Annotated in this window: 25 protein-coding genes; 9 read left to right on the forward strand and 16 right to left on the reverse strand. The window is 65.3% G+C overall.

The genetic code is table 11. The features are described 5' to 3' along the window. The first annotated feature begins 247 nt into the window (after positions 1-247). The 3 genes from GTK09_RS02595 to GTK09_RS02605 all read left to right on the forward strand — a co-directional run bounded on the left by GTK09_RS02595 (position 248) and on the right by GTK09_RS02605 (position 1,993). Positions 248-769: a YbjN domain-containing protein gene (locus GTK09_RS02595; protein WP_163460891.1), complete on the forward strand. Its 522-nt coding sequence runs from the start codon at positions 248-250 to the stop codon at positions 767-769. Between the two features lie 136 nt (positions 770-905). Then, positions 906-1,661 (forward strand): AzlC family ABC transporter permease, encoded by a 756-nt coding sequence (locus GTK09_RS02600; protein ID WP_246217642.1) that lies wholly within the window; start codon positions 906-908, stop codon positions 1,659-1,661. Next, the gene (locus GTK09_RS02605; RefSeq protein ID WP_163460892.1) at positions 1,658-1,993 is read left to right on the forward strand and encodes a branched-chain amino acid transport AzlD family protein; all 336 of its coding nucleotides are present in this window, start codon (positions 1,658-1,660) and stop codon (positions 1,991-1,993) included. The genes GTK09_RS02600 and GTK09_RS02605 overlap by 4 nt, the downstream gene beginning before the upstream one ends. A 21-nt stretch (positions 1,994-2,014) precedes the next feature. Here the strand turns inward: GTK09_RS02605 and GTK09_RS02610 are convergent, their stop codons facing one another. Continuing rightward, on the reverse strand, positions 2,015-2,527 hold the full coding sequence (locus GTK09_RS02610) for a cytochrome b (RefSeq protein ID WP_163460893.1): 513 nt from the start codon (positions 2,525-2,527) through the stop codon (positions 2,015-2,017). 230 nt (positions 2,528-2,757) lie between these two features. Next, the gene (locus GTK09_RS02615) at positions 2,758-3,948 is read right to left on the reverse strand and encodes a vWA domain-containing protein (RefSeq protein ID WP_163460894.1); all 1,191 of its coding nucleotides are present in this window, start codon (positions 3,946-3,948) and stop codon (positions 2,758-2,760) included. 34 nt (positions 3,949-3,982) lie between these two features. On the opposite strand from GTK09_RS02615, the gene GTK09_RS02620 reads away from it, so the two are divergent. Further along, positions 3,983-4,423, forward strand: a complete 441-nt coding sequence (locus GTK09_RS02620; RefSeq protein ID WP_163460895.1) for a hypothetical protein — start codon at positions 3,983-3,985, stop codon at positions 4,421-4,423. A gap of 276 nt (positions 4,424-4,699) precedes the next feature. On the opposite strand, the gene GTK09_RS02625 is transcribed toward GTK09_RS02620, so the two are convergent. The 5 genes from GTK09_RS02625 to GTK09_RS02645 form a co-directional block, all read right to left on the reverse strand. Continuing rightward, positions 4,700-4,921, reverse strand: a complete 222-nt coding sequence (locus tag GTK09_RS02625) for a hypothetical protein (protein WP_163460896.1) — start codon at positions 4,919-4,921, stop codon at positions 4,700-4,702. 122 nt (positions 4,922-5,043) lie between these two features. After that, entirely contained in the window at positions 5,044-5,370 is a 327-nt protein-coding gene (locus GTK09_RS02630) for a hypothetical protein (RefSeq protein WP_163460897.1), read from the reverse strand. Between the two features lie 141 nt (positions 5,371-5,511). After that, positions 5,512-5,994, reverse strand: a complete 483-nt coding sequence (gene rpsI / locus GTK09_RS02635) for a 30S ribosomal protein S9 (protein WP_163460898.1) — start codon at positions 5,992-5,994, stop codon at positions 5,512-5,514. After that, complete coding sequence (rplM, locus tag GTK09_RS02640) at positions 5,994-6,458, reverse strand: 50S ribosomal protein L13 (RefSeq protein ID WP_163460899.1); 465 nt, start codon at positions 6,456-6,458, stop codon at positions 5,994-5,996. The genes rpsI and rplM overlap by 1 nt, the downstream gene beginning before the upstream one ends. 255 nt (positions 6,459-6,713) lie before the next feature. Continuing rightward, a complete protein-coding gene (locus tag GTK09_RS02645) occupies positions 6,714-7,139 on the reverse strand; it encodes a PaaI family thioesterase (protein WP_163460900.1) in 426 nt (141 codons plus the stop codon). 149 nt (positions 7,140-7,288) lie between these two features. On the opposite strand from GTK09_RS02645, the gene GTK09_RS02650 reads away from it, so the two are divergent. Both GTK09_RS02650 and GTK09_RS02655 read left to right on the forward strand, forming a co-directional pair. Further along, positions 7,289-8,110: an enoyl-CoA hydratase gene (locus tag GTK09_RS02650; RefSeq protein ID WP_163460901.1), complete on the forward strand. Its 822-nt coding sequence runs from the start codon at positions 7,289-7,291 to the stop codon at positions 8,108-8,110. Further along, entirely contained in the window at positions 8,107-8,679 is a 573-nt protein-coding gene (locus tag GTK09_RS02655; RefSeq protein ID WP_163460902.1) for a CoA-binding protein, read from the forward strand. Before GTK09_RS02650 ends, GTK09_RS02655 begins: the two co-directional genes overlap by 4 nt. Before the next feature lie 172 nt (positions 8,680-8,851). Here the strand turns inward: GTK09_RS02655 and GTK09_RS27955 are convergent, their stop codons facing one another. The 5 genes from GTK09_RS27955 to GTK09_RS02680 all read right to left on the reverse strand — a co-directional run bounded on the left by GTK09_RS27955 (position 8,852) and on the right by GTK09_RS02680 (position 14,708). Beyond that, entirely contained in the window at positions 8,852-10,006 is a 1,155-nt protein-coding gene (locus GTK09_RS27955; RefSeq protein ID WP_163460903.1) for a GGDEF domain-containing protein, read from the reverse strand. Positions 10,007-10,240: 234 nt separating this feature from the next. Further along, a complete protein-coding gene (locus GTK09_RS02665) occupies positions 10,241-10,819 on the reverse strand; it encodes a DUF4142 domain-containing protein (RefSeq protein ID WP_163460904.1) in 579 nt (192 codons plus the stop codon). A gap of 219 nt (positions 10,820-11,038) precedes the next feature. Continuing rightward, positions 11,039-12,685, reverse strand: a complete 1,647-nt coding sequence (locus GTK09_RS02670; RefSeq protein ID WP_246217676.1) for a PQQ-dependent sugar dehydrogenase — start codon at positions 12,683-12,685, stop codon at positions 11,039-11,041. 67 nt (positions 12,686-12,752) lie between these two features. Beyond that, the gene (locus GTK09_RS02675) at positions 12,753-13,208 is read right to left on the reverse strand and encodes a DUF2231 domain-containing protein (protein ID WP_163460906.1); all 456 of its coding nucleotides are present in this window, start codon (positions 13,206-13,208) and stop codon (positions 12,753-12,755) included. Positions 13,209-13,604: 396 nt separating this feature from the next. Next, on the reverse strand, positions 13,605-14,708 hold the full coding sequence (locus tag GTK09_RS02680) for a Gfo/Idh/MocA family protein (protein ID WP_163460907.1): 1,104 nt from the start codon (positions 14,706-14,708) through the stop codon (positions 13,605-13,607). Between the two features lie 177 nt (positions 14,709-14,885). On the opposite strand from GTK09_RS02680, the gene GTK09_RS02685 reads away from it, so the two are divergent. Next, positions 14,886-16,163: an O-acetylhomoserine aminocarboxypropyltransferase gene (locus GTK09_RS02685; protein ID WP_163460908.1), complete on the forward strand. Its 1,278-nt coding sequence runs from the start codon at positions 14,886-14,888 to the stop codon at positions 16,161-16,163. A gap of 164 nt (positions 16,164-16,327) precedes the next feature. Continuing rightward, a complete protein-coding gene (locus GTK09_RS02690; protein ID WP_163460909.1) occupies positions 16,328-16,675 on the forward strand; it encodes a cupin domain-containing protein in 348 nt (115 codons plus the stop codon). A 55-nt stretch (positions 16,676-16,730) separates the two neighbouring features. On the opposite strand, the gene GTK09_RS02695 is transcribed toward GTK09_RS02690, so the two are convergent. The 3 genes from GTK09_RS02695 to GTK09_RS02705 all read right to left on the reverse strand — a co-directional run bounded on the left by GTK09_RS02695 (position 16,731) and on the right by GTK09_RS02705 (position 20,017). Then, positions 16,731-18,050, reverse strand: a complete 1,320-nt coding sequence (locus GTK09_RS02695; RefSeq protein WP_163460910.1) for a cytochrome P450 — start codon at positions 18,048-18,050, stop codon at positions 16,731-16,733. Between the two features lie 38 nt (positions 18,051-18,088). After that, positions 18,089-18,814, reverse strand: coding sequence for a hypothetical protein (locus GTK09_RS02700; protein ID WP_163460911.1), 726 nt, complete (start codon positions 18,812-18,814; stop codon positions 18,089-18,091). A 228-nt stretch (positions 18,815-19,042) separates the two neighbouring features. After that, complete coding sequence (locus GTK09_RS02705) at positions 19,043-20,017, reverse strand: formate/nitrite transporter family protein (protein WP_163460912.1); 975 nt, start codon at positions 20,015-20,017, stop codon at positions 19,043-19,045. A 190-nt stretch (positions 20,018-20,207) separates the two neighbouring features. Here GTK09_RS02705 and GTK09_RS02710 point away from each other — a divergent pair, with 190 nt between their 5' ends. Further along, on the forward strand, positions 20,208-20,516 hold the full coding sequence (locus tag GTK09_RS02710) for an FtsB family cell division protein (protein WP_163460913.1): 309 nt from the start codon (positions 20,208-20,210) through the stop codon (positions 20,514-20,516). On the opposite strand, the gene GTK09_RS02715 is transcribed toward GTK09_RS02710, so the two are convergent. Beyond that, positions 20,503-21,528: a LysR family transcriptional regulator gene (locus tag GTK09_RS02715; protein WP_203560848.1), complete on the reverse strand. Its 1,026-nt coding sequence runs from the start codon at positions 21,526-21,528 to the stop codon at positions 20,503-20,505. The genes GTK09_RS02710 and GTK09_RS02715 overlap by 14 nt on opposite strands. Positions 21,529-21,602 lie beyond the last annotated feature (74 nt).

The raw sequence follows: 21,602 nt of genomic DNA on the forward strand, positions 1-21,602 counted from the left end.
GCCCACTCGGGCGCTCGTCATACGAGGTCGGGGCAGTGGTCCCGACCACGAAAGGGAGACCGTTTCGGCCCTGACGGCCCAGGTTTTTGGCAGCATTTCCGCAAGGGGACGGAAGTCGAAACTCACATCGTTGCTGCGGTGCAGAACGGCCACGGCCCGACGCGAATGGACGTTGCGACGGGCGGCGCCTCTTGCATCGTCAGCCTTCGGGCCGCAGCGTCGGGCAAAACGAACATACGGATTCTCCATGCTCGACCGTCCGTCGCGATTGACCCGCGCAGCCTTTCTGGCCTTCGCCTGCCTGCTTCCCACGCTCGGCGTTCCAGCCCAGGCGGCCCGAGCAACGGAGACGCGGCCGGCCGCGCAGTCGATCGAGGCGAATGATTTTGCCGCGATGCTCGATGTCGCCCGAGGCTATGGCGAGGCCGAGCTCATCAAGACCGAAACCGGCGACCCCGTCATCACCGGCGACATCAATGGCACGGCCTACCAGTTGTTCTTCCTCGACTGCCGCGACAATCGCGACTGCAAGACCCTCAATTTCTACGCGGTGTGGGACACGGCGGGGGTGTCGCTCGAATTGCTCAATCGCTGGAATGCGATGGGGGCCTACAACAAAGCCTATCTGACCACCGACGGCATGCCGGTGGTGGAACTGAATGCTTCGGCGATCGATCTCGGCCGGGATCGGCTGGCCGACCTCTTCGACCGCTGGACCGTCACGCTCGCGGCCTTTCCGCGTGAAGTCCTCGACAACGCCAGCGAATAGCGACGGCCGGGCCGGACGGAAGGGACGGCTTCGTGCGGGGGCGGTTTGCTGTATCGTCCGTCGTGGCCGAATCGGTGTGCCCGCCCGGCCATCCCGCAGCGCAGACGAATCAGATCCCGGCAGCGACCCCTTGAGCTTGGCAGACGGCCCTTCGAACGAGACGCCGACGGACGCGGCGAGCGAGCGCATGGCCGCCATCCGCGCGCTGGCGCCGGTCTTCCTGGCGGTGCTGCCCTTCGGGCTCGTCTACGGCGCGGTCGCGGTGCAGGAGGGGCTCACCGTTCTTCAGGCGCTGGGATTTTCCGCCACGATCTTCGCCGGCGCCTCGCAGCTCGCGGCGCTGCAGCTCATGGGGATCGGCGCACCGCTCTGGTCGGTGCTTCTCACCGTCTTCGCGTTGAACTTTCGTCACGTCCTCTATTCGGCCTCGCTGAGCCGGCATCTCGGCACGTTTTCCGGCCCCCAGAAGGCGCTCGCCTTCTTCCTGCTCGTCGACCCCCTGTTCGGCGCGGCCGAGGCGCGGGCGGCCAAGCGGCGGCTGACCCCGGCCTTCTACCTCACCTACGGGATCTTGATGTATCTCGGCTGGCAGCTGGCGACGCTGGCGGGTGCGAGCTTCGGCGAGCTGATCGAGGATCCGGAGGCCTTCGGCCTCGATTTCGTCCTGCCGGTCTATTTCCTCGGCCTCGTCATGGGGTTTCGCAAGCGCGGCCTGTTCTATCCCGTCGCCGGCACGAGCCTCGCCGTCTCCGTCGTCGTCTACTGGCTGGCCGGACCGCCCTGGCACGTCAGCTTCGGGGGCCTTGCGGGCATTGCCGTCGCGGCGGTGATCGGCCCGCAGAAGCGCGCCGACGCGGCAATCGGCGAAGACAGAGCAGGAGGCGCCGCGTGAACGGGGCGGAGCTCCTCTCCGAGGCCGGGTGGTCGGTCGGCTCGATCTGGCTGGTGATCCTGGTCGCCGGTGCATTGACCTACCTGACGCGGTTCGGCGGGCACATCCTGATTTCCTTGCTCGGCACCATCCCGCCTCGCGCCTCGGCGGCGCTCGACGCCGTGCCGGCGGCGGTGATGACGGCGATCGTGGCGCCGGTGCTGGTCTCCGGCGACTGGCCGGAGCGCGTGGCGATCGTCGTCTGCGTGATCCTTTCGCTCCGCCTGCCGCTGATCGCCGTCGTCGTCATCGGCACGGCGATGGTGGCCGGTGCGCGGGCGCTCGGCTGGTGACGTCGCGCGGGCAGTGCGGGTTCAGACTGTGCCGGGCACGAAGATCCGCTTCAACACGCCCGTCTTGAACCAGAATTGCTGGGCGAGGGCGCCGATCACGTGCAGCCCGATCAGGACCAGCAGCGGCGTCCACAGGAATTCGTGGATCTCGCCGGCCTCGCCGATCATCCCGAACCAGGCGATGAGCCCGGCGATCGGCATGAGGATCAGGATCGCATAGATCAGGCCGTGGGTGATCCTGGCGAGCCATGACGCCCAGGTCGGCTCCTCGGCGGGGTAGGGCGGCCGGCCATGGGCATAGCGGTCCAAGAGCCGGGCGAGGGTGGCGATGAGGATCAGCGATCCGGCGACGATGTGAACCCAGCCCCAGGCCTCGGTGGTGGCATCGATTGGCGCGGCGCGGCGGGTGGCGCGCCAGAGATCGACCATCCATTCGTGGTCGATGAACTGGACGACGATGAGGACGACGATCGTCCAATGGAGGGCGACGCTGAGCGTCGACCAGCCTTTCGCATGCGGGGCGGCAGCGGACATGGGGGCAATGCCTCGTTCGAAAAGGGAAGCGGCCGTTTCCTGCGGAGTGCCGGCGGCTTCCTGAGCCGCGAACCAGCGTCATCGGCAATGTTCCGCAAGGGATGGCCGTATGGCAAGTTAAGAATAGTTATAAAGTGCTACGCAGGTTTGACGGCTCCTGTGTGCCGTGTTGCCGCCCTTCGCATGTCCTGGCTCGCCTGTCCGGGCCGGGCACCCGCAAACCGCCAGTCTCAGCGCGCAAGTGCGCGCGTCGCCGCCTCGATGCCGGCCAGCGTCAGCGGGAACATGCGCCCGTCCATCGCCTCGCGGATCATCCCGACCGACTGGGTGTAGTGCCAGTAACGCGGGTTCGAGGGGTTGAGCCAGGCGGCTTTGTCCCACTTCCCGGTGAGCCGGTCCAGCCAGACCCGCCCTGGCTCGACGTTCCAGTGCTCCACCGAGCCTCCGGGCATGGCGATCTCATAGGGGCTCATCGCCGCGTCGCCGACGAACAGCGCCTTGTAGTCCGGCCCGTAGGTGCGGATCACTTCCTCCGTCGGGATCGTCTCGGCGTGGCGGCGACGGTTGTCCTTCCACAGGCGCTCATAAGGGCAGTTGTGGAAGTAGAAGAAGTCGAGATGCTTGAACTCGGCCCGCGCCGCCGAGAATAGCTGCTCGACCTCGCGCACGTGATCGTCCATCGAGCCGCCGACGTCGAGGAAGAGCAGCAGCTTGACGGCATTGTGCCGCTCGGGACGGGTCCTGACGTCGAGATAGCCCTTGCGCGCGGTGGAATCGATGGTCTCGTCGAGGGCGAATTCCTCTTGCGAGCCCTGGCGCACCCAGCGGCGCAGCCGCTTCATGGCAACGCGGATGTTGCGGGTACCGAGCTCGACGTCGTCGTCGAAGTCCTTGAACTCGCGCTTGTCCCAGACTTTCACGGCGCGCCGGTGACGGCTTTCGTGCTGGCCGATACGCACGCCCTCGGGGTTGTAGCCATAGGCACCGAAGGGCGAGGTGCCGCCGGTGCCGATCCATTTCGAGCCGCCCTGGTGGCGGCCCTTCTGCTCCTCGAGCCGCTGCTTCAGCGTTTCCATCAGCTTGTCGAAGCCGCCAAGGCTTTCGACCAGCTTCTTCTCGTCCTCCGTCAGGTGCTTTTCGGCGAGCCGCCGCATCCATTCCTCGGGAAGCTCGCGTGCGGCGATCTCTGCGTCCGCAGAGCCGGAGACGGCTTCGACGCCCTTGAAGACGCTGGCGAAGACCCGGTCGAACCGGTCGACGAAGCGCTCGTCCTTCACCAGGGTGGCGCGGGCGAGAAAATAGAAGGCCTCGACGTCGTAGGCGACGAAATCGGCCTGCATCGCCCCGAGAAGCTGCAGGTGCTCGCGAAGGGTGACCGGGACGCCGGCGGTGCGCAGCTGGAGGAAGAAGGTCAGGAACATGGGTGGAGGGTAGAGGAGCTCGTGGGGAAAGTCAGTGGTTCTCCGCGCCAATCGTTTTGCACGTATTGCGTCGCCGTTGCACGCATGGTGGTCTCTATCCTTGATTGCTGTCGATCCGACATCGGCGTTCTGGGAAGGAGAGGCAACGTTGACGCCGAGGTTGCAGATCGAGATTGTCGAGACGGGACAATTTCAAATGGATGCAGCGCTTTATGGCTTTGATGGCAAACGCCTTCAGTCAGCGTTGGATCAGCTTCAATCGAATCCGGCCGTCGGCGTCCAGAGACCCGACTCACCCAGCATGTGGGATTGGAACTTTTACGACTGGCGCATTACATATTGGCCGACCGAGCGTCTTGATCATATTGTGCTCCTTCGTGTCGTACCAAAGCAGGCTCCCAAGTCGCAGGCGATTTCCAGCGTGCTGAGACTGATCCGGCTCATCAATGACGTGAAACGGCTGTTTGGATACTAGACATGGTTTTTGAGAAACCAACCGAAACTCAGCAGGAAGCGAACGAGCGCATGGAAGAAGCGCTCGGGCAGGCGCTGAGGTGGATCGTTGGCGATAGATCGGGCATCGTAGTCCACCGGTCCGGCGATCGAATGCCTGATCATCGGGACGAAGACCAGGATGACGCTCCTGCCGCCGAGCTCATGTCTCGGCGGTCTCAGTAGGCGATAGACACACAAGAAAAGCCGGCCCCACTTTCGCGGACCCGGCCTCTGTCATTCGGCCGAAGGTGAAGTGCTACTTCTCCTGATTCTCGACGTCCTCGCCGACCTCTACCGTTTCGTCAGGATGACGCTCGATCTCGCCGCCGGTGCGGTCGACGCTGCCGGGGCGGTCGAAGGCGTTGTCCTCGCTTGGACGGGCTTTGGGGGCGTTCTGGCGATAGGACATGTCCTGATCGCGGTCCTGTTCGTCGGCGCGGTTCTGCTGGTTGTCGAACTTGTCGGGGGCGTTGCTCATCGCCGTCTCCTGTGGCTGGCTTGGTGCCGAGGCGGCAAGCGCCTCGTCTTGCTTGGGAAACCGGTCAGGGCAGCGATCGTTCCGCCGGGCCGCCGCGTCCCGCGGAACGAGATTGTTGGACGTCAGGCGAAGCGTCTGCGTACCAGTTCCTGGAGAACCTCGGGGTCGACGCGGTCGTAGGCCATCAGCAGCCGGGCGATCGGTTCGTCGAGCAGCTCATCGAGTGTCGGCTCGCCTTCCATGCAGTCCTCGGACAGACCGGGACGCTGTTCGGACCGTGCCGCGAGAGACTCGAAGGAAACTTCGAAAGGTTCTGAATCGGCTAGAGAATCCATCGTCATCATCCTCGTTGATGCGAGCGGATATGTGCCAGATTCGGACGGCGGGAAGATGACGGATTCGAATTTTGGCCGGTGCTCGCGCGGCTGTGACGGCAGCTCTGTCTTCAAGTCCGAAACTCGGCCGAAAACTCGCCGGATCACGTCGTGACGCGGACGGCCCGCGCGGCCGATGCGCACGAAAAAAAGGCCGCCGGGCAAATCGCTCGGCGGCCTTCCATGCATGCGCCTTGCGGCGAGATTTGACGAAGCTTAGCGCTTCGAGAACTGGAAGGACCGGCGGGCCTTCGCCTTGCCGTACTTCTTGCGCTCGACGGTACGCGAGTCGCGGGTCAGGAAGCCGCCCTTCTTCAAGACGGCGCGCAGGCCGGGCTCGTAATAGGTGAGCGCCTTGGAGATGCCGTGGCGCACCGCACCGGCCTGGCCGGAGAGGCCGCCGCCGGCGACGGTGGCGATGACGTCGAACTGGCCGTCACGGCTGGTCGCGACGATCGGCTGGCGCAGCACCATCTGGAGCACCGGCCGTGCGAAATAGGCCGTGTAGTCCTTGTCGTTGACGATGATCTTGCCGGAGCCGGGCTTGACCCAGACGCGGGCGACCGCGTCCTTGCGCTTGCCCGTGGCATAAGCGCGACCGAACTTGTCGAGCTTCTGGACGTGAACCGGGGCTTCGGCCTGGGGCGACGGGACGTTCGCCGCCGTGCCGAGATCTTCGAGGGAGGAGAGCTGGGACATTATGCGGCCCTCGCATTCTTGGAGTTCATCGACTTGACGTCGAGGGTTTCGGGGGTCTGCGCCTCGTGCGGATGGTCGGGGCCGGCATAGACGCGGAGGTTCTTCAGCTGACGACGGCCGAGCGGTCCGCGCGGCAGCATGCGCTCGACGGCTTTCTCGACGACGCGCTCGGGAAAGCGCCCCTCGAGAATCTCGCGCGCTTTGCGCTCCTTGATGCCGCCGGCATAGCCGGTGTGCCAGAAGTAGGTCTTGTTCCAGTATTTCTTACCGGTCAGGACCACCTTGTCGGCATTGACGATGATGATGTTGTCACCATCGTCGACATGCGGCGTGAAGGTGGCCTTGTGCTTGCCTCTGAGGCGAAGCGCGACGAGGGAGGCGAGGCGGCCGACGACGAGCCCTTGGGCGTCGATCAGAATCCACTTCTTCTCCACCGTCTCGGTCTTCTGCGAGAAGGTCTTCATGGGTTGCCCCTGGATGTTGATCTGGTTTCGAGGCAAGCCATGTGAGGCCGCCATGCAAAAAGGGCGGCCGGGGGCCGCTCTTCCTGGGCGTCTCCTTACGGTCACATCGGCCCGCTGTCAACGTATAAATGCTGATCGTTCCGCCCTCAATCGCCTGAAATGCAGGCTTCAGAGGCGCGTGGTATCATAATACCGCAACTGCTCGCGGCGGATCGCGGCGGGTGAAATCCATCCGTCTTGCCGGTCGCACGGATCTCATCGCGGCGGGATGGAATAGGTCGCGACGGCGTGGCAGACGGTCGTGCCGTCGTGCTCGCCTGAGATCGCCACCTCGACCACCGCGAGGCGCTTGCCGAGCTTCAGGATCGAGGCTTGCGCCACCAGGGTGCCCGGCGGCGGCTTGATCAGGAAGTTGATCGACATGTTCGTGGTGACGGCCAGCGCCACCGGGCCGATATGGGCAAGGATCGCGACATAGGCCGAGACGTCGGCGAGGGTGAAGAGCGTGGGGCCCGACACCGTGCCGCCCGGGCGCAGATGTCGATCGGCGGCGATCAGCTTCATGGTGATGATGCCGTGGCCGACCGCGTCGACGGAAAAGCCGCTCTCCCGCCCCATGACCTGCGGAAATTCGGCGGTGAGGAACGCCTGCAACTCTTCGAGTGTCATCACCGGCTGCATGGCCGCCTCCTCCCCGTTCCTTTGCTGCGCCCCAAAGCGTTGGCTCCGGCCGCGCTCGCGACTATGTTGAGACCATGAAATCGAAGGTCGCGGCAAGCCGCGACTGTTGCGGTGATTTTTCCGACCGCTTGTAAAAAGCAGATGGTGGCATGGCCGAAATCCTCCCGATGAAATCCGATACTGCTCCCCATCCGATCGAGGTGCAGAAGGCGCCGGGCATTACCCGGATTGTCCTGTCGAACCCGCCGGCGAATGCGCTGTCGATCGCAATGATGGGCGCGCTGGTTGCCGCTCTCGACGATGCGGCGAACGACAAGGACTGCCGCGTCGTGGTCCTCGCCGCCAATGGCAAGGTATTTTCCGCCGGCCACGATCTGAAGGAACTGACCGCCCACCGCAGCGATGATGACCGGGGCCGCGCCTTCTTCGAGACGACCATGCGCCAGTGTTCCGCACTGATGCAGGCGATCGTCCGGCACCGCTGCCCTGTGATCGCCGAGGTGAACGGCCTGGCGACGGCCGCCGGCTGCCAGCTCGTTGCCTCCTGCGATCTCGCCATCGCCTCGGAGGAGGCGCAGTTTCAGACGCCCGGCGTCAATATCGGCCTGTTCTGTTCGACGCCGATGGTGGCCCTGTCGCGCAATCTCACCCGCAAGCATGCCATGGAGATGCTGCTCACCGGCGAGCGCATCGACGCGCGGACGGCCCGCGAATTCGGCCTCGTCAACCGCGTCGTGCCGCCGGAATATCTCGGCACGATCGTCGGCAAATACGCCACCACCATCGCCTCGAAATCCGCCATGACCGTCAAGACCGGCAAGGAAGCCTTCTACGCCCAGGCCGAGATGGGCCTTTCCGAGGCCTACGACTACGCTGCGGCGGTGATGGTCGAGAACATGCTGGCGCGCGACGCGGAGGAGGGCATCGGGGCGTTCCTCGAAAAGCGCAAGCCGGAATGGACGAACGAATGAGTGCCGATACATCGACGGGCGAGGGTGCCCCCAACGGCGCGGCGCCGCTCGTCTATCCGGACGCGCTGATCCGCCGGGTGCTCTCCGAGGTCAAGACCATCGCCATGGTCGGCGCCAGCGCGAAGGAGGTCCGGCCGTCCTTCTTCGTCCTCAAATATCTCCTCGCCAAGGGCTTCGACGTGATCCCGGTCAATCCCGGCCTTGCCGGCAAGGAGATCCTCGGCAGGACGGTCTATGCCGATCTGAAGTCGATCCCGGTGCCGGTCGACATGGTCGACGTGTTTCGCGCCTCGGATGCCGTCCCCGGCATCGTCGAAGAGGCGCTCGCGCTCGATCCGCTGCCGAAGGTGATCTGGATGCAGCTCACCGTCCGCCACGACGAGGCGGCTGCAAGGGCCGAGGCGGCCGGCCTCACCGTGATCATGGATCGCTGCCCGAAGATCGAATATGCCCGGCTCTGCGGCGAGATCGGTTGGAACGGCGTCAATTCGCGGGTCTTGTCGTCGAAGAAGCCGAAGCTCGGCAAGGGCTATCAGAGCTACGGGCTGAACCAGCGGCGAGCGGACTGAACCTCGAGAGAGGAGAGAGCTGCGCGATCGCCCTGGGGAGACGAGCTGGGTCCGGGGCGGGCGGCGGAGGCGATCTTCGCGGCCGATCGGCTGCGCGTCCTTCCAGCGATGCCGCTGAGCAGCAGGCACAAAGGCGGCATTGCAGACCCTGCAATCTGTGACCCAAGCCTCCTCACGCGGCCCGCCACGCCGGCCCGCTGCCTGTGGCGGGAGCGTCGATCTCGACGCGGTTGCGGCCGCTTCGCTTCGCCCGGTAGAGGGCCCGATCAGCTGCGGCGATCGTCGCCTCCGTCGCCGTGTCGGGCGTGAATGCGGCAACGCCGAAACTCGCCGTCGGAGAATGGCCTGGTTCGACTTTCAGGTGGCGCTGCGCCTCGAACTTCATGCGGATCGCGTCCGCCAAAGCTGCGGCTTCGGCGATGCTCGTGGTCGGCAAGGCAAGAGCGAATTCCTCCCCGCCGAGCCGTGCGGCCGAAGAGCATGCCTTCTGCAACAGCGCGGCAAAGTCGCGGATGACGTCGTCGCCGACCAAATGGCCGTAGCTGTCGTTGACGCGCTTGAAGTCGTCGAGATCGCACAGGATCACCACGCCCCCCGTCCGGCGGATCTCTTCGGCGATGCGCTCGAAGGCCCTGCGGTTGAAAAGATTCGTCAGTCCATCGCGCTCGGATCGCGCCCGATAGTCGGCAATGACGCCGGCGACGATCTTGGCGACGACCAACAGGACGGCGGCCGGGGCCAGAAAGGCACTGATCGGCAGGAGGAGACGGGCGATTTCCGAGCGATCCAGCCCGTAGAGGGACGGGATCCCGTCGCTCATGCTCGGATAGATCGGAAGTCGAAACAGAAAGATCACGCCGAGGCCGCAAACGGCGATGAAGAGCGCCACATCGAGAACCCCCTTGCGCTCGATCCGGCCGAGGCAGAGCAGGATGTCGACGAGCGCCATGGCGGCTGCGGTCTTGAATGGCAAGGTCTGGTAGACCCCCGTCATCCCCATCCCCGAAAGCACCAGCGACACCGCCACCAGCGCCGCGACGAGGGCGACGAAGGCGCCGCTGGCCGGATTTCGTCCGAGAAGGAGGCGGATCGCCTGGCTGGCGCAGAGATAGGTGAACGGCATGAGAACCGTTTCGCCGAGGGTTTGGACGGTCGGTGCGACGCCCGGTTTCAGAATGAAGATCTCGAGGCTGGCGCAGAGCAGCGCGGCGGCGAGCCAGAGGAGCTGCCCGTGGCTTCGCAGACCGGCATAGATCAGGACACAGAGGAAGGAGAGCGCCAAGGTCAGCGCGAATGTCGCCGAAAATATGCTGATCGACTCACCCACCCACAGCCTCGCCGAAATCCTGTTGCCAGCTCACTATCTCGATCGGTCTTAGCACCCGGCTATTAAGCAGCGCTTACGCAATTTCTGTTCGCGCCGATCCGACTCGGCCTCGACCCATTCCCGAAAACGGCCTTTGCGTCGGAAAAAAGGGCCGGGACGACTGCCGTCCCGGTCTGAAGCCGCATCGGCGACCGAGGCGGACCGATGCGTTCCGCGCCGGCCCCCAAGTTCGCCTCATCGCATCTTCTTCACCATCGAGAGATGCTCCTTCAGCGTCGGCAGCGTATTGGCGGCAAAGGTCTTGACCGGGCCGTCCTCGCCGTTCTCCGAATAGGCCGTGAAGAGGGCGACCGCCTCCTCGTGAGCCTGTCCCTGCATGTCCATGTACATGGCGTCAAACTGGCTGTCGTCGGCGGCCGAAAGCTGATTCAGCATCTCCTGGTGCCTGGCGTCGAGGCCGGTCGGCACCGAAAGTTCGGTATCAGACTCCTGGACCGCCTGCTTCATCTTCATGCCGGCAGTGGAGTGATCGTCGACCATCGTCTGGGCGAAGTTTCGAACGTTCCCGTCCTGAGACTTGATCAAGGCGAGATTGCTGGTCTCGACCTCGAAGCTGTTGCTGACGGCGGCCATCGGCACGAAGTTCGTCGCCGTCTTGACGTTCTGCGGGGCCGGCATCGCCGCCTGGTCGGTATCCATGGCGTTCGTGCCCATCGCCTGGCCGCTCGAGCCTTCGTTGGAGCTCTGGGCGAGGGCGGGAGCCGAGGCCGACACAAGTAGGGCGGCGGCGGCAGTCACAACAATCCGTTTCATGCGAAATCTCCGTGAGAGTTCAACAACCGGGCGATGTTCGCCTGGTTCTCAACCTCCAAGAGTTTTCCGGCATTTCTGGTTCCGCTTCAAACACTTGGCTGCGACCCAACTGTTTGCCCGACCATCTTTCGCAGCTCCCGCCAGCGCCGCAGTCGGACTGAGAGACCTCTGGCCGGCGCGGCGCGGCGCGTGATATCGCCCCGCGCCCCGATCGTCTCTTCACTGCGGGCCGTTCGGAGCCGTGGCTCCAGTCCCGCCGGTGCCCTGCGGCAGCGTCGCCGGGGCGATCTCGGTCTGCGAGGGCTCCGGTGTCTCCCCGCTCGTCGCCGCTGCAGGCTCTTCTCCGGTCAACTCCTCGTCGGTCGAAGCCGCCGGCGCCTGGGCGTCGTTGGGCTGCTCACCGCTTGCCGTACCCTGGCCTGTGGCCGGAGTTGCGACGCCGGGCGTGCCCGCATTACCGCTCTCGGATCCGGCCGGCGCGTCGTCAGGCACTCCGACCGCGCCGGCGTTGCCGCCGTCGGCCGGTATCGCGCCTTGCTGCGCGGCAGCGCTATTCTGCCGCTGGCCGTCGGTACCGACCGGCTGGGGCGTCACGTTGCCGTCGGAGGCGGCGATCCGCCACACGGTGTTGCCGGCGTCGTCGGCGACGAGGAGCGCGCCGGTGCCGTCGATGCCGACCCCGACCGGCCGGCCATGGGCCTGATCGCCGTCGATGAAGCCGGTGACGACGTCCTCTGTCTTGCCGGACGGCTTGCCGTTTTCAAAAGGCACGTAGGAGACCCGGTAGCCATTGAAGAAGCTGCGGTTCCAGCTGCCGTGCTCGCCGATGAAGGCCCCGTGGGCATAGCGGTCGGGAAGCGCCGAGCCATAGGAGAAGGTCAGCCCGAGCGCCGCAACGTGGCTGGACAGGGCGTAGTCCGGCGCAATCGCCTTTTCGACCATGTCCGGCCGCGGCGGGTGGACCCGCGGGTCGACGTGCTGACCATAATAGCTCCAGGGCCAGCCGTAGAACGCGCCGTCCTTGACCGACGTCATGTAGTCGGGAACGAGGTTCGGCCCGAGTTCGTCCCGCTCGTTGACCACCGCGTAGAGTTCGCCCGTCTCGGGATGGAAGGTCAGTCCGTTCGGATTTCTGAGCCCGGAGGCGAACACGCGCGACGCCCCCGTCTGCCTGTCGACCTGCCAGATCGCGGCGCGACCCTTTTCAGCTTCGAGGCCGTTCTCGACGATGTTCGAGTTCGAGCCGACGGAGGCGTAGAGGTATCTGCCGTCGGGGCTGAGGGCCAGATCCTTGGTCCAGTGATGGTCGATCGGGCCGCCTGGAAGAGGCGTCAGGACCTTCGGCTCGGCGGTGATCTCGGTCTGGCCGAGCTCGTAGGGATAGACGAGGATCGCGTCGGTGGCGGCGACGTAGAGCGTATCGTCCGCCCAGGCGACGCCGAAGGGCGAGTTGAGCCCCGTCAGGAGATCGTGGCGCTCGTCGACCGTGCCGTCGCGATTGGTGTCTCGGAGCAGCGTGACGATGTTGCTCGGCTTCTGCTCGCCGCCGCCGCCATGGGCCATCGACATGATCCAGCCGCGGATGATGTCCTTCGGCCGGTTCTTCGGTTCGCCGGAAGGTCCGCGCGACTGGACGACGAGGACGTCGCCGTTCGGCAGGGTGTGGACCGTCCGTGGATTGGCGAGGTCGCTCGCATAGGCGGTGATCGTCAGGTCCTGCGGCACGGTCGGCGTCTGCCCGTCCTGCCAGCCGATCACTTCCGCCACCTTCAGGCTGGGAAGCAGCGACTGCGCGGGCTCGGGCAGGACGGGATCTGGACCGATCTGCGTCGAGATGTCGAAGTCCGAGCCGCCATCCTGCGCCATGGACGGGGAGCCGGCAACGGCGAGGCAGGTCGCGGCGAGGAGGGAGGCGCGAAGGAAGGGAGGTCTGTCATGCATGATGGGTGGCTCCAGCAGGATGCCGGCGTGTCGCCATGCGGCCGACAATTGCGGCGACGACGACGAGGACGAAGGTGAGGGCGGACAGCGCGATGCCCCAGGGGACGACGGCAGTCCAGCCGTCTCCGGCGTGGATGAGGCTGTTGAAGAAGGCGATGATGAGGATGATGGCACCGAGGGCGACATAGCCCCAGCCGGGGCCGGTGGCCCGCAGGCTCTTGCGCGCCAGAAGCTCGATGATGCCGACCACGAGGGCTATTCCGCCAACGACCTCGCCGACGAACAGCAGCCAGGCCGAGAAGTTCTGCCACATCAGGTTCGCCGTCTGCCAATAGGCGAGATCGGTCAACAGGGCGAGGGTGAAGCAGACCGCCGGAAACGGGATCAAGAAGTTGGCCAGCGGGCGCGCCGGCTCGGCCGTCCAGTGTCTATCGGTTTCGGCTTTCATGGGGCTTTCTCGAATGCGGACGAGGAAAGAGCTGCTCTCCTTGGAAGGCCCTCATGCCCTCGCCGCGGGTTTGAAAGTTGGAACCTGCGTTTCGGAGCAGGGGCGCGGCCCGGCCCCGTTACGAAGGCGCATCGCAGAACGGAAGTCGGGCACCGTGCCTGGCCGGCTGGATCAACCATTCGGCAGGTGGCTCAGCAGCCCGCCGAGGGCTGCGCTCCGTTGCCGGCCGATGACGCATCTATTCCGCCAGCGGCAGACACCGGGGTGCCGAAGCCCGACCATCTGCGCAATCAAGGGGTTGGCTGCCGTTCTGGTTCCACCGCCAACGCGTGGCCGCGACCTGAATGAAAAGGCCGCGACGCAAATTCGGCGCAGTGAGCGAGGCCGTGCCTGCGCTTATTCCATTGGCAGCTCGATGCCGATGAGGTCCGGGCTCTTTGCCAGAGGCAACTCGCGGACCTGGTCGCGGCCAATGCGGCGCTGGCGCGAGCGGGGGGCCAGCTTCTGCGGCGCGCCGGTCTCGATCGCCCGCTCGATGGCGGCAAGGACGATCATATCCAGGATGCCTTCTTCTCCGTCCGGCTCGGGATCGCGGTCGGACAGGATGCAGTCGGAGAAATACGCCGTCTCGCCGCCGAACTGGTCGACCTCGGGCGCCTCCTGGGTGCTGGTCTCGCCGTCCTTGGTCAGCTCGTAGGTGATCTTCGTGCCCTCGCCGAAGCCGAAGGCCGGGGAAGCACTCATCGCGCCCTCGGTACCGACGAGATAGAACTGATCGACGCCCTCGGAGGAATAGGAGAGGGTGAAGCTCGCCTGCCGCCCTTCGGTGAACTTCAGGACGACCGACACGGTATCCTCGCAGCCGAGGTCGCGGTCTGTCCTCGACGCGAAGGCCATGACCTCGATCGGCTCGGCTTCGAAGAGGTTGCGCACGGCGTTGATCGGATAGGTTCCCATGTCCGGCACAGGACCGGCCCAGTAGCCGCTGGTCGCCCGGTGGTTGGTAGCTTTGACGGTCTGCGAGAAGGTCGAGGTGAAGAAGCGCGGCTTGCCGATCTCGCCCTTGCGCACCGCCTCGACCATGGCGATCGTGCCGGGTTCGCAATGCAGGCGATAGGCGATCATCAGCTTGGCGCCGGACGCCTTCGCCGCCGCCTCGATCGCCTCTGCATCTTCGAGGCTCGCCTCCATGGGCTTTTCGAGGAGAACGTGGATGCCGGCCTTCAGAGCCGGCTCGGCGAACTCGCGGTGGCGAAAATTCGGCGTCGCGATGTAGACGGCGTCGACCGTCCCGCTTTTCAGCATGGCATCGTATTCGTCGTAGCCATAGACGTCGAGGCCGTAACGGCGGGCGAGTTCGCCGCCCTTCTCCTTGTCGCCGGTGACGATGGCGGTCATCAGCGAGTTCGACGTCTGGCCGACGCCCGGCATGAAGGCGGCCTGGGAGATCCAGCCGCCGCCGACGACGGCATAGCGGATTTTTCCTTCGAGGCTCGGCATGGCGGCGCTCCTGATTGGATAGAGGGATGTTGGCCGGGCAAATTTGCTCCGCTCCGGCCGAAAAACGGGTTGCCACCCACTCGTCGGGCGATCGGCTCACATGATAAGGCGGGCGGGATAGGCGAAAAGCCGGCAGACCGAAGAAATCGCACAGGCCGGCCGATAGGGAGAAAGACGATGACCGAACCGAAATTCGAGACGCTGGCGATCCATGCGGGCGCCCAGCCGGATCCCGCGACGGGTGCGCGGGCGACGCCGATCTACCAGACGACGTCCTTCGTCTTCGACAATGTCGACCATGCCGCCTCGCTGTTCGGCCTGCAGCAGTTCGGCAACATCTACACCCGCATCATGAACCCGACCCAGGCTGTGCTGGAGGAGCGGGTGGCGGCCCTCGAAGGCGGCACGGCGGCGCTCGCCGTCGCCTCGGGCCATGCCGCCCAGCTGATCGTCTTCCAGGCGCTGATGCAGCCGGGCGACGAGTTCGTCGCCTCGCGCAAGCTCTATGGCGGCTCGATCAACCAGTTCGGCCACGCCTTCAAGTCCTTCGACTGGCGGGTGAAGTGGGCCGACCCCTTCGATCCGGCCAGCTTCGAGGCGCAGATCACCGAGAAGACCAAGGCGATCTTCATCGAATCGATCGCCAATCCCGGCGGCGTCGTCCTCGACATCGCGGCGATCGCCGAGGTCGCCCATCGCCACAAGCTGCCGCTGATCGTCGACAACACCATGGCGACGCCGTATCTCTGCAAGCCGCTGGAACACGGCGCGGACATCGTCGTCCACTCGCTGACCAAGTTCATGGGTGGCCACGGCAACTCCATGGGCGGCGTCATTGTCGACGGCGGCAAGTTCGACTGGTCGGCCGACGACCGCTACCCGATGCTGTCGCAGCCGCGGCCGGAATATAACGGCATCGTCCTGCACGAGACCTTCGGCAATTTCGGCTTCGCCATCGCCTGCCGCGTCCTCGGCCTGCGCGATCTCGGCCCGGCGATCTCGCCCTTCAACGCCTTCATGATCCTGACCGGCATCGAGACGTTGCCGCTGCGCATGCAGCGCCATTGCGACAACGCCCGCAAGGTTGCCGAGCATCTGAAGGGCCATGAGAAGGTTTCGTGGGTCTCCTATGCCGGCCTGCCGGAAGATCCGGGCCACGCGATGATGCAGAAATACTGCCCAAAAGGGGCCGGCGCCGTGTTCACCTTCGGGCTGAAGGGCGGCTTCGATGCCGGCGTCACCTTCGTCGAGGCGCTGGAGCTGTTTTCCCACCTCGCCAATATCGGTGACACCCGCTCCCTGGTGATCCACCCGGCTTCGACCACCCACCGCCAACTCTCCGACGAGCAGAAGACGGCGGCTGGCGCCGGTCCGGACGTCGTGCGCCTGTCGATCGGCATCGAGGATGCCTCGGACATCATCGCCGACCTCGACCAGGCGCTCGCGCAGGTCTGATCCTCGCGGGGGCAGGCCGCGTTCCGGGTCCCGAGGGCTCCCGCGACAGGGGGCATTCCTGCCATGCAGGAACGAAAGACCATGTCGGCCATTTCGGCCCATCCGCAATCATCCGGTTTGCGCTCCGCAGGCCGGTCGACGGGATCACAGCCGAGGGGGCCGACATGAGCGAGCATCTGATCCGTTTTGCCAAGGATGGGGTAGAGGCCGATGCGAGCGCGCCGGCTAAGGAAAAGGTCAGGAGCGGCCGGCCCGCCCACAAGACCTGGAACCTCGAAGACGACGGCAACGGCCTTTACGCCGGCATCTGGGAATCGTCTGCCGGCGAGTGGGACGTCGACTACACCGAGTGGGAGTTCTTCCACATCCTCGAAGGCGTCTCCATCCTCACCGAAGAGGGTGGCGAGCCGATGAAGCTGACGGCCGGCGACAGCTTCGTCATCCGCCCGGGCTTCAAGGGCCGCTGGAAGGTCGTCGAGCCGACGAAGAAGCATTACGTCGTGAAGGTGTGAGGCAGGCGCCGACGCTTCCAGCAACCCAGGCAGGGCGGTCGATCCCGTCGCGGTCTCACGGCGGCGAATGGCGTGGCCGCCGATCCACTAGCCCAGCCATGACTTGCAGGGTCTCCAAACCGTGGAAATGCCAGCTGTTGCGGTAGGATGTCGTAGCGGCAAGGTGGAGATCCGGACACCGCAAAAACAGCCGCTCGAGCGCGATCTTCAGCTCCAGCCGGGCGAGCGGCGCGCCGATGCAGAAATGGATGCCGCCGCCGAAGGAGGTGACGGTCTTTGCCGAACGATCGAGGAAGCGCCTGGGAATGAAGACGTCCGGGTCGGCATAGGCGGCGGGGTCGCGATTGGCGGCGGCGAGGAGCAGCGCCACCTTCTCGCCGCGGGCGAGCGTCACGCCGCCCGGGAGTTCGACCGGCACGAGAGCGTATCGTTCGAAGAGATGCAGCGGCGGATCGAAGCGCAGCGTCTCCTCGACGGCGGCTTCTGCCCTCGGTTCGGTCGAAAACAGCGAAGCGGGCGCATCGCCGGCGTGAGAGCTCCACTCCAGGATCGTCTTCACGCCGTTGCCGATCTGGTGGACGGTCGCTTCGTGGCCGGCGTTGAGCAGGAGGACGACGAGGGAGATCAGCTCGTCGCGGTCCAGCTTGCCGCCTTCGATCTCGGCGGCGATCAAGGCCGAGATCAGGTCGTCGGCCGGTCGCTTGCGCTTTTCTTCGACGATCTCCCGCAGGAAGGCGGCGAACTCCTCGGCGGCGCGGTTCGCGGCATGTTCTGCGTCGAGGCTCCGGCCGGGCGTGTACATCGCCACCATGCGATGCGACCAGTCGAGCAAGTGGTCCGAGGCGGACGCCGGCAGGCCGATCAGGTCGGCGATCACCCGGACGGGCAGGGGCGAGGCATAGGCGGCGATGAGATCGACCGTTTCATGGTCGGCGAACTCGTCGATCAGCTGATCGGCGATTGCGGCGATCTGGGGAGCGAGCCGCTCGATCCGGCGGGAGACGAAGGCCTTCGTCAGAAGCGCGCGGAGCCGCGTGTGGGTGGGCGGTTCCAGTTCGAGGAGCGAGTGGGACTCGAGCGCGTAGAACGCCCGGAGATGATCGGGCTTCTGCGAAAAATCCGGCCGGCCCGCTGCATCACTCGGCACGATGCGGCCAAAACGGCGATCCTTGAGGATCGAGGAGACGAGATCGTGCCGGGCGACGGCAAGGCCGCCGATATTGTCCCACCAGGCGGTCCCGCTGGCTTCGATGAGCGCGGCATAGACCGGGTAGGGATTCTGGAAGAAGTCCGGGTCACTCGGGTCGAGAGACAGCCGGCCGGCCTCGAGGCGGAAGCTGGCCGGCAGGGCGGAAGGATCGGTCGTTCGGGCCATGCCGCTTCATCGCCCGGGTGGCCGGACGTTGCAATGGCTCAGCAGGAACCTTCGAGATGCACCTGCCGCCAGCCGCTGCGCTCTTCCTGCACCTTCACGGTGACTTCGCGCGTTTCGTATTGCGGCGGGAGGATCCGCGCGACGCGGCGTTCCGGCGCGATCATCACCCATTCTCGGACGGTCTCGTAGCGAGGCGGCACGACGTAGCGCTGGACGGACTCCGGCCGTACAAGAACTCTTTTGCGGGAAACGCCGTATCGCGCCGGAACGACCTCGGTCCATTGGCGGCCGGGTTCGACGACGACCGTCGTCGGCCGGGTGCCGTAACGCGGCGGCACGGCGATCCGGCAGTAGACTCGCTTGCCGTGAATCCAGCGCCACTCCCAGCGCTCGCCGCCCGGGTCGACGACGACCTGCTGATGCACCGTGCGATAGACCGGTGGGGTGGAGCGGGTAATGACCCGGGCAGGTTCGAGCACGATCTGCTTTTCTACGAAGCGGTATTCGGCTGGCAGAATGGTCTCGGACACACCGCCGGGCTCGACGAGTACTTCTCGCGTGCCCCAGCCGTAGCGTGCCGGGACGACGTCGTAGACGGTCTCGGCGGGGCGAACGACGACAGTTTCGAGCCGCGTGGCGTATGCCGCAGGCTCGACGACGGGCTGGTAGCACGAGATGCTGCGGCCGCCGGCGCTGGCCGGGCCGATCGCGATGGCGAGTGAGCTTGCGGCGGTTACGAGAGAGACGAGCAGTCTGGCGGCCATGTCATCGTCCTTCCGCATCGATCAGGCGTTGCGGAAGCATAACGCAAGTGTCGCGGAAATGTACCGCAGCATAATTCAGATATGGTCGAGTTTGGTTAAGCCATAAAATTGAGTAAAAATTGCGACTACATTTGTTTTGGGGCCTGCCTCCTTCAGTCAGCCGAAGCCCCAGCGCCTGCCGGCAAAAGCGAGGGCGTCGCCACGTCCGCCGCGACGCCCTTTTGATCGCTACCCGTCACGCTGCGTGGCGGCGGGTCTTTTTATGCCGAACATCCAGTCGCGCCAGTCCAGCTTGTCGCCGTAACGCTCGAACAGCTTGGAATCCTTGTGTTCGGCGAACAGCGCATAGTTGAGGATCGCGACGAAGGCGACGCCGCCAATGGTGTTGCCGAGGAGGACCGGCAGGACGAACTGCGGAAGCAGCGGCAGAAGGTCGACGGAACTCTCGCGAAAGGCGAGGAAGAAGACTTCCACCGACGAGGTGATGACGTGGAAGAAACCGCCGACGCCGATGAAGTACATCAGGAACCAGACGACCAGGATGCGCGACACGGTATCCCTGCAGGCATGCACCAGCCAGACCATGGCCGCGACGATCCAGCCGGCGATGATCGCCTTGGAGAAGATGTCGAACCAACCCGACTCGTGCGCATGCCGCCCCATCTCGATCGCCATTTCGAGGCGTGGCGGATTGAGCACGTCGAAATAGGCGAGCAATGCGGCGACTCCGACCGCCCCGACCATGTTGGCGACCAGCACGACGAGCCAGAGGCGCGCGAGGTTGGCGACGCTGGCGAGCTTTGTCAGAACGAGGACCACCGGTGTCAGGGTGTTTTCCGTGAAGAGCTGATAGCGGCCGAGAACGATGATCAGGAAGCCGACGGGATAGAGCAGGTTGCCGAGAAGGCCGGGCTCTGCCTCGTGGGCACCTTCGGTGAAGACGACGCGGGCGAGGAAGGTCAGCCCCAGCGCGCCGCCGGCGCCGAGCCCGCTCCAGAACAGGTAGCGGTTCGAGGCCTCGAGCTCATGGTCGGCGGCGGAAAGAACGCGGGCGAAAACCTCCTCGAAGGAGAAGAAGTCGCTGATGGTCTCGCCTTCGCTCGGGGCGTTGTCGAGGGATTCTTCGGGGTCCTTGCGGGCCTTTTCGGCTTCGTCCGCTTCTTCGTTCAGATCGTCTTCCTCGGTATTCGCCCGACGCGCCATCGATGGGTTTCCACGCCTGGCGTTCCCGGATCCGTCCGCGATCAATCGCCGGCACGACGAGAATAGGGTGACAATAGACTGAAAGAAGACGGCAATCGGCGCTGACGCGAAATTTGCCGGAGCCCACGCGTCATGCGCGTTCACCCCATCTTAACCACGCCCGTGCGAGATCTGGCGTCGGAGGCGCGCGATGCAAACGATCCAAAAGCGGAAGTCATTTCTCGGCAAGCTGATCGTCCCGGCGATGGCGTCGGCGGTGCTCGCCTATTTCGTCGTCAGCGCCAAGACCGGCCAGTACGGCAGCGAGGCGAAGGTTGCTTTTTCCAGGCAACTGGCCGTGCGCAACGCCGTCTACTCTGAACTCCTCGCAAAGCGCGACGCGCTCGAAAGGCGGGTCCGGGCGATGAAGGACGGCACGCTCGAACGGGACATGATCGACGAGAACGCCCGCCGGGCGCTCAACGTCGCGCGCGACGACGAGATCGTCATCCTGCGCTGAGACCATCCACAGGCGGTGCTGCGCCATCCCGGTTGACGTGGGTGAAACGCTGGATCACCCAGGAGCGGAAAAGCGCGATCGCCGGGTCGGACATGTCGTCCGGATGGACGGTCAGATAGTAGCCGAAGCCCGAATCCGACGTCGCGTCGTAAGGCGTCACCAGCCGGCCGTCGGCGATTTCCTTGGCGAACATGTCGACGTCGACCAGGATGACGCCGTTGCCGGTGATCGCCAGTTCCACCGTCAGCCGTTCGCTGTCGAGCGCCAGGCCGCGCTCCGGCGATATCTCCAGATCGAACCGCCGGGCGAAAGCCGCCCAGAGCACGCCGAAGGGCTCGCCCTCGAGCCGTGTGTGGAGGAGTTCGTTGGCGCGCAGGAAGGCCTGTAGGTCCATTCCCTCGCAGCGCTCGGCGATCTCCGGGGCGCAGGCCGGCGTCTGGCTGATCAGCCAGAGCGGATCGCGCACCGCATCGTCGTAGCGCGGGCGATCGAAGACGATGGCGATGTCGCAGACCGTCGCCCGGGGCAGGCCGACGCCGTTGGACGAGAAGAGATCGATCGAGATGTCGGGAAAGGCCAGGCGGAACTCGCGCAGGAGCGACATGCCCATGACGTAGAGAAAGGTCGGCGGCATGTGGACGCGCAGCATGCGCTGCGAGGTGCCGGCCCGGTGGCGCAGCGCCTGCATCGTCGCCTCCAGCCCGTCGAAGGACTTCGTCACCACCGGCAGGAGCGCGGCGCCTGCCTTGGTCAAGACGAGCCCTTGCGATCGCCGCTCCAGGAGCTTGCAGCCGAGAAGCTCCTCCAGCCGACTGACATGGCGGCTCAGCGCACTCTGGGAGATGTGCAGCGAGGCGGCGGCACCGGTGAAGCTCAGGCGCCGCGCCACCGCCTCGAAGGCCCTGAGCGCATTCAGCGGCAGCCACAGCCGGGCAGCATCGGGCGCTTCCGGCGGCAGGCTCTTCGGCTTCAATCGGGGTTCGTCGACCGCGGCGGGCGGGCGGATCGGCATCTCTTGCCTCAATTCGATAGGGCAATGCAAAAACGGTATTTGAAAGCCATTCTAACCGCTGACAAGCTCGTGGC

This window comes from Jiella pacifica (genome assembly GCF_010500815.1).
GTDB classification, from domain to species: domain Bacteria; phylum Pseudomonadota; class Alphaproteobacteria; order Rhizobiales; family Rhizobiaceae; genus Jiella; species Jiella pacifica.

What these genes read in the sequence shown, in the direction of transcription:
- GTK09_RS02675 (WP_163460906.1), bottom strand. Translation starts at nt 13,208, where the DNA reads ATGAAAGCCGAAACCGATAGACACTGGACGGCCGAGCCGGCGCGCCCG.
- GTK09_RS02655 (WP_163460902.1), top strand. Translation starts at nt 8,107, where the DNA reads ATGAGTGCCGATACATCGACGGGCGAGGGTGCCCCCAACGGCGCGGCG.
- GTK09_RS02670 (WP_246217676.1), bottom strand. Translation starts at nt 12,685, where the DNA reads ATGGCGCAGGATGGCGGCTCGGACTTCGACATCTCGACGCAGATCGGT.
- GTK09_RS02645 (WP_163460900.1), bottom strand. Translation starts at nt 7,139, where the DNA reads ATGCAGCCGGTGATGACACTCGAAGAGTTGCAGGCGTTCCTCACCGCC.
- rplM (WP_163460899.1), bottom strand. Translation starts at nt 6,458, where the DNA reads ATGAAGACCTTCTCGCAGAAGACCGAGACGGTGGAGAAGAAGTGGATT.
- rpsI (WP_163460898.1), bottom strand. Translation starts at nt 5,994, where the DNA reads ATGTCCCAGCTCTCCTCCCTCGAAGATCTCGGCACGGCGGCGAACGTC.
- GTK09_RS02695 (WP_163460910.1), bottom strand. Translation starts at nt 18,050, where the DNA reads ATGGCCCGAACGACCGATCCTTCCGCCCTGCCGGCCAGCTTCCGCCTC.
- GTK09_RS02595 (WP_163460891.1), top strand. Translation starts at nt 248, where the DNA reads ATGCTCGACCGTCCGTCGCGATTGACCCGCGCAGCCTTTCTGGCCTTC.
- GTK09_RS02685 (WP_163460908.1), top strand. Translation starts at nt 14,886, where the DNA reads ATGACCGAACCGAAATTCGAGACGCTGGCGATCCATGCGGGCGCCCAG.
- GTK09_RS02665 (WP_163460904.1), bottom strand. Translation starts at nt 10,819, where the DNA reads ATGAAACGGATTGTTGTGACTGCCGCCGCCGCCCTACTTGTGTCGGCC.
- GTK09_RS02715 (WP_203560848.1), bottom strand. Translation starts at nt 21,528, where the DNA reads ATGCCGATCCGCCCGCCCGCCGCGGTCGACGAACCCCGATTGAAGCCG.
- GTK09_RS02700 (WP_163460911.1), bottom strand. Translation starts at nt 18,814, where the DNA reads ATGGCCGCCAGACTGCTCGTCTCTCTCGTAACCGCCGCAAGCTCACTC.
- GTK09_RS02615 (WP_163460894.1), bottom strand. Translation starts at nt 3,948, where the DNA reads ATGTTCCTGACCTTCTTCCTCCAGCTGCGCACCGCCGGCGTCCCGGTC.
- GTK09_RS02625 (WP_163460896.1), bottom strand. Translation starts at nt 4,921, where the DNA reads ATGAGCAACGCCCCCGACAAGTTCGACAACCAGCAGAACCGCGCCGAC.
- GTK09_RS02650 (WP_163460901.1), top strand. Translation starts at nt 7,289, where the DNA reads ATGGCCGAAATCCTCCCGATGAAATCCGATACTGCTCCCCATCCGATC.
- GTK09_RS02710 (WP_163460913.1), top strand. Translation starts at nt 20,208, where the DNA reads ATGCAAACGATCCAAAAGCGGAAGTCATTTCTCGGCAAGCTGATCGTC.
- GTK09_RS02680 (WP_163460907.1), bottom strand. Translation starts at nt 14,708, where the DNA reads ATGCCGAGCCTCGAAGGAAAAATCCGCTATGCCGTCGTCGGCGGCGGC.
- GTK09_RS02610 (WP_163460893.1), bottom strand. Translation starts at nt 2,527, where the DNA reads ATGTCCGCTGCCGCCCCGCATGCGAAAGGCTGGTCGACGCTCAGCGTC.
- GTK09_RS02705 (WP_163460912.1), bottom strand. Translation starts at nt 20,017, where the DNA reads ATGGCGCGTCGGGCGAATACCGAGGAAGACGATCTGAACGAAGAAGCG.
- GTK09_RS02690 (WP_163460909.1), top strand. Translation starts at nt 16,328, where the DNA reads ATGAGCGAGCATCTGATCCGTTTTGCCAAGGATGGGGTAGAGGCCGAT.